The sequence below is a fragment of the Albidovulum sp. genome (assembly GCF_049646345.1).
Taxonomy (GTDB): Bacteria; Pseudomonadota; Alphaproteobacteria; order Rhodobacterales; family Rhodobacteraceae; genus Albidovulum.
Window position 1 is genome coordinate 1 of sequence record NZ_JBARVQ010000755.1, and the last position, 5,412, is coordinate 5,412.

Genomic DNA, 5,412 nt, shown 5'->3' on the forward strand with positions numbered 1-5,412 from the left:
GCGCGTGCATCACCATTCGATCTCCGCTGGCGAAAGCCGTGTGTCATTGACCTCGACAGGGCCAAGGCGGCCGTCCTGAAACCTGAGCACGCGATGCGCCATCTTTCGGATCATCGCGTTGTGGGTGATGACGATGGTCGCCGTGCCCAGCTGTTCGTTCACAATCTTCAGGGCTTCAAGCACCTGCACCCCGGTCTTGCTGTCCAGGGCACCTGTCGGTTCGTCGCAAAGAAGCACCTCGGGCCGCTTGGCGATGGCCCGCGCGATGGCCACCCGTTGCTGTTCACCGCCCGACAATTCGGCCGGAAAGTGATCGAGGCGCGCGTCAAGTCCCACAAGCGCCAGCGCTTCGGCCGGTTGCATCGGGTTGCGGGACACATCGGTGACAAGCTGCACGTTTTCGCGGGCGGTGAGCGAGGCGACGAGATTGTAGAACTGAAAGACGAACCCGACATGGTCACGCCGATAGGCGGTCAGGTCCCGATCACGCATGCCTGTCAGCTCGGTCTCGCGGAACCAGACCTGACCCGATGTGGCGTTGTCGAGACCGCCCAGAATGTTGAGAAGCGTCGATTTTCCCGACCCCGACGGGCCAAGCAGAACCGTCAGTTCGCCTTCGTAAAGATCCAGGTCGACACCATCCAGCGCATGGACCTTCACCTTTCCGGTGTCGTAGATCTTGGTCAGACCGATTGTTCTGAAAATCCGCTGGGCCATGGCATATCCTCTGGCCCTTTCTGCCGCACCCGGCGACGCAGAGCCTTGATCTGGCTCAACAGATCAACAGCGGATCCATCGGGGTCAGGGATTTCTGCCTATTCAACGCCACATTTTTGCACGAGACTGTGCTCAGGCTGCGCTGTCAGACGGCGGTGCAGCCCGTTCGCGCCATCGGAGCCATCTAAAGGAGAACCGCTTGATCGACCGTCGCACCCTATTCGCCAGCGCTCTGGCCGCAAGCTGTGTCGCGCGCCCCGATCCCGCAGCCGCCCTCTGGGGCGAAGAAATCGCCTTGCCACCGGCACCGATCGCAGGTCTGACCATCGCGCCGGAACTCTACCCCACGGTGGTGCGGGTAAAACGCAGCTATGAGCCGGGCTCGATCCATGTGATCTCATCCCAGCATTTCCTTTATTACATCGTCCGCCCGCGGGTCGCGATCCGCTACGGTGTCGCCGTCGGCAAGGCCGAGCTTGTCTATCGCGGTGCGGCGTTGGTCGGGCGCAAGGTTGAATGGCCAAGCTGGAAGCCGACGCCGGAGATGATCGAGCGCGATCCGGCGGCCTATGAGAAATATGCCGATGGCATGCCGGGCGGGCCGAAGAACCCGTTGGGGGCAAGGGCGATTTATCTTTATCATGACGGGATCGACACTGCGATCCGCATTCATGGCACGACCCAGCCGAATTCCATCGGGCGCTCGGTCTCGAACGGCTGTCTGCGTATGGTCAACGAACATGTCATCGACCTCTATGACCGGGTTGAACTCGGCGCGCCTGTCACGGTTTACTGACCGGCTGCCAAGAGCGGGGAACGGGGGCCAGGAATGACGCGTGTGCTGCTGTATCAGGGTCCGTCACCCGCCGGAGATATCGAAGGCGCGTTCGCGACCATCGCGCGGGAATTGCAGACGGCCGCCGCGGCGGGGGCTGATCTGGCTGTGTTTCCCGAACTGTTCCTGCCCGGCTACAATTTCGACCGTGTCGGCGCGCTGACAGAGGCGAAGGACGGGCTCTGGTCGGCCCGCCTCGGCGAGATGGCACGAGATGCCGGATGTGGGCTGGTTGCGGGATATGCCGAACGGCAGGGCGAAGACCTCTACAACGCGGCACTGGCCATTGGTCCGGACGGCAGGATGCTTGCCAATTACCGCAAGATCCAGCTTTATGGACCGCGCGAAGCCGCGCTGTTCAGGCCCGGGGACCGGTATGCGATTTTTGACTATCAAGGGCGCCGCGCAGCACTTCTGATCTGTTATGACGTTGAATTTGACGGCCATGTCGCGGCGCTGGCAAAACTGGGGGTCGAGCTGATCTTGGTACCGACGGCCAATATGGTGCCCTTTCAGCATGTCTGCCGCAACACGGTCCCGGCCCATGCGTTCAACCATGCCGTCGCCATCGTCTATGCGAATTTCTGCGGGATTGAGGGCGACCTGACCTATTGCGGCGAATCGCTGATCGTGGCGCGGGACGGGGCGGTGCTGGCCCGGGCCGGTGCAGGACCCGCCACATTGATCGTCGATCTCGATCACCCGGTCGATCCCGAACGCCTGTCGACGCAAGGCCGCGACTGGCGGCCGGTCGGATAGCCGCGCTGGCCCTTCCGGGCGGCGGCGCGGGGCGCTATAGGGGCGGCATGGCCCTGACCCTTACCTCCTTGCAGCAAGTTGCCGCGTTCGGTTTTGACGCGGTGATCGACGTGCGCGCACCATCCGAGTTTGCCGAGGATCACCTGCCCGGCGCGATCAACCTGCCGGTTCTGGATGACGCCGAACGGGCCCATGTCGGCACGATCTACAAGCAGCAATCGCCGTTCCTTGCCCGCAAGGTCGGTGCCGCCCTTGTCGCCAGGAACGCCGCCCGGCATCTGGAAGGCCCGCTGGCCGATATGCCGGGCGGTTGGCGGCCTCTGGTCTATTGCTGGCGTGGCGGGCAGCGCTCGGGCTCTTTCGCGTCGATCCTCGCGCAGGTCGGCTGGCGGGTGGAGCTTGTCGAAGGCGGCTACAAGGCCTGGCGCAAGCTGGTGGTCGATACGGTGCAGGAGCAGCCCGTCGCAGCCCCCGTTGTGGTGCTTGACGGCAATACCGGTTCGTCCAAGACCGAGATCCTGAACCGACTTGCGGGGCTTGGATTGCAGGTCATCGACCTTGAGGGGCTGGCCAATCATCGCGGCTCGCTCTTTGGCGACATGCCGGGCGGGCAGCCTTCACAAAAGGCCTTCGAGGGGCGGTTGGCGATGGCGCTTGCCACACTCGATCCGGCCCGTCCGCTGGTGGTGGAGGCCGAAAGCAGCCGGGTTGGCAATCTTGCAATCCCCAAACAACTTTGGTCCGCGATGTGCGCCGCGCCGAGGGTCAGGATCGTGGCCCCGCTGACGGCGCGTGCCGATTACCTTGCCCGCACCTATGCCGATGTCACGGTGGATAGAGCGCGGCTGGTCGAGGTCATCGCCCGCCTGCGCGCATTGCACCCGGCTGACACCATCGCGACATGGCATGGCCTGGCCGAAAGCGGTGAGTTCAGGACACTCGCCGGGGCGTTAATGGAAGATCACTACGATCCGCGCTACGAAAAGCACCGCGCCCGGTTCGCGCCCGACCGCGAGGCGGTGGTCGAAGCGGCCTCACTCGCGCCCGAGGCGCTCGACCCGCTTGCCGCCCGTATCGCCGCTGCGGCGCGCGACCTCTTCGCGACCCGCTGACCAGCGCCGTCTCGGGGGGCATCGAGCCCCCCTCACCGGGCGTCGCGTTCCGCGCCGCAGCGCTCCGCGCGGGAGTATTTTTTGAACAGAAGAAGGGGAAGGTGTCAGGGATCAGTCCTCGACCGTCAGGAAGGGCGGGCCTTCGATCACTTCGCCGATGATCGATGCCGGTTCGCCCGCCTCGCGCAGGCGACGCACGAGGTCCATGGCCGTGTCGGCGGGCACCGCCGCCAGAAGACCGCCTGCGGTTTGCGGATCAAAGAGAAGATCGGCACGCGGGCTTTCGGTCAGGAACATGCGCGCCATGCTGACCTTGTTGGCGGGCAGGAGCGTGGAGCCGTGGCCCGCCCCGGACAAAGCCTCGGCCCCGGGCAGGAGCGGCACATGGGCAAGCGAGATGCGGGCGGCAGTGCCGGAGGCGTCGAGCATGGTCATCAGGTGACCGGCAAGGCCAAAGCCGGTGATATCGGTCATCGCATGCGCCTCGGCCCCGAGGATGCGGGCCGCCGCGCCCTGCGGGCGCATCATGGAGGCAAGGGCATGGGCGACCACCTCGCCGGGCGCTGCCCGCGCCATTTCGGCGGCAAGGATCACGCCGGTGCCGATCGGTTTCGTCACGATCAGCCAGTCGCCGGGCTTTGCCCCCGCCTGATCGACGGGCCGGTTCGCGGCAAGCCCGGTGACGGTGAAGCCGATGGTCAGTTCAGCCCCGAGGCTGGTATGCCCGCCGACCACATCCGCGCCCTCGGCCCCGAAGGTTGCGGCAGCAGCCTCCATGATCTCGCGCAGGGTTTCCGCCTGCATCCGGGGCGTCATGCGGGGCAGGATGACCTGCGCCAGAGCGGTCTGCGGACGCGCGCCCATCGACCAGACATCGCCCATCGCATGGACCGCCGTGATCTTTGCCAGAAGGTAGGGATCCTCGGTAAAGGCCCGGACATGGTCGGTGGTCAGAACCTGATACCCCTTGCCATGGGCAAGGATCGCTGCATCGTCGCCGGGGCCTGAAAGGACATCCGGCCGGGCGGGTTTCGGCAGCCCAGCCAGCGCCGCCTTAAGATCGGCCTGCCCGACCTTGGCGCCGCAGCCGCCACATAAAGGTTTGCCATGGCCGAGTTCCGCGAAAACCCCGGCTGCGATTTCGGACGGCAGGTTTGGGGCGGGCATGACCGGAAGATCGATGAACTGCGCCATGAACTTGCGGTCGATCCGGTCCTTCCAGCGCCAGAGCCATTCGCCATCGAGCGGCAGGCCCCATTTGTCGGCGACAGCCCCCCTGAACCCGGTCGAGATCAGCTTGAGGTAATCCTTCTGCGGCCGGAAGCTCCGCATCCGGCCCTGTTCCGTCAAAGCCACCTTGAGGTTCTGCAACAGAACCGGCGCCTGACGGACGGCAAAGACCCCGGCCTTGGGGCGCGGCGCGTATCCCATATGGGCAATGTCGCCACAGGCGAAAATCGCCGGATCGGTCAGGCTTTGCAGGCTCGGCCCGACGCTGACGAACCCGCCCTCAAGCGCGAGCCCGGTCTGCGCCAGCCAGGGCTGCGCCCGCGCCGCCGCCGTGCCGATGACAAAACTCGCCGGTTCGAGATGACCGTCGGCAAGGCGCACCCCGCCCCGTTCCACTCCGGTGACGGCCATCTCTTCCTTCAGCGGTATCCGCGCGGTCTGGAGATGGGACCTGAGGGCGCGCACCGCGCCGCGCCCCAATGCGGACAGGGCGCGGGCGCGTTCGACCACCGTGATCCCGGCCGCATCGCCCAGCCGGTGGCGGGCGGCGAGTGCGAGTTCGACACCGGCCACCCCGGCCCCGATCACCGCAATGCGCGGCGGGGTCCGGCCCGCAGCGACGGCGTGTACGAAATCCTCCCAATGGTCGGCAAAGGCGTCGAGCGGCTTGGCGGGGGTGCCGTGTTCGGCAAAGCCCGGCAGAGCGGGCATGTCGGCGGTAATGCCGATATCGATGGAGGCGATGTCATAGGCCACATC

Annotated in this window: 5 protein-coding genes; 3 read left to right on the forward strand and 2 right to left on the reverse strand. The window is 65.6% G+C overall.

All coding sequences use genetic code 11. From position 1 onward, the window contains the following. Nucleotides 1–9: 9 nt before the first annotated feature. On the reverse strand, nt 10–717 hold the full coding sequence (locus WBB85_RS19880) for an ABC transporter ATP-binding protein (RefSeq protein ID WP_432640324.1): 708 nt from the start codon (nt 715–717) through the stop codon (nt 10–12). A 199-nt stretch (nt 718–916) separates the two neighbouring features. On the opposite strand from WBB85_RS19880, the gene WBB85_RS19885 reads away from it, so the two are divergent. From WBB85_RS19885 to mnmH, 3 genes are read left to right on the forward strand one after another with little or no spacing between them, the layout of a single operon-like run. After that, complete coding sequence (locus WBB85_RS19885) at nt 917–1,513, forward strand: L,D-transpeptidase (protein WP_432640325.1); 597 nt, start codon at nt 917–919, stop codon at nt 1,511–1,513. A gap of 33 nt (nt 1,514–1,546) precedes the next feature. After that, entirely contained in the window at nt 1,547–2,311 is a 765-nt protein-coding gene (locus tag WBB85_RS19890; protein WP_432640326.1) for a carbon-nitrogen hydrolase family protein, read from the forward strand. 47 nt (nt 2,312–2,358) lie between these two features. Further along, nucleotides 2,359–3,423 carry a tRNA 2-selenouridine(34) synthase MnmH gene (gene mnmH / locus WBB85_RS19895; protein WP_432640327.1) on the forward strand — a complete coding sequence of 355 codons (1,065 nt, stop codon included), beginning with the start codon at nt 2,359–2,361 and terminating at the stop codon, nt 3,421–3,423. Nucleotides 3,424–3,534: 111 nt separating this feature from the next. On the opposite strand, the gene selD is transcribed toward mnmH, so the two are convergent. Continuing rightward, nucleotides 3,535–5,412: selenide, water dikinase SelD (selD, locus tag WBB85_RS19900; RefSeq protein WP_432640328.1), on the reverse strand; the 1,878-nt coding region annotated here is incomplete at its 5' end.

What these genes read in the sequence shown, in the direction of transcription:
- mnmH (WP_432640327.1), top strand. Translation starts at nt 2,359, where the DNA reads ATGGCCCTGACCCTTACCTCCTTGCAGCAAGTTGCCGCGTTCGGTTTT.
- WBB85_RS19880 (WP_432640324.1), bottom strand. Translation starts at nt 717, where the DNA reads ATGGCCCAGCGGATTTTCAGAACAATCGGTCTGACCAAGATCTACGAC.
- WBB85_RS19890 (WP_432640326.1), top strand. Translation starts at nt 1,547, where the DNA reads ATGACGCGTGTGCTGCTGTATCAGGGTCCGTCACCCGCCGGAGATATC.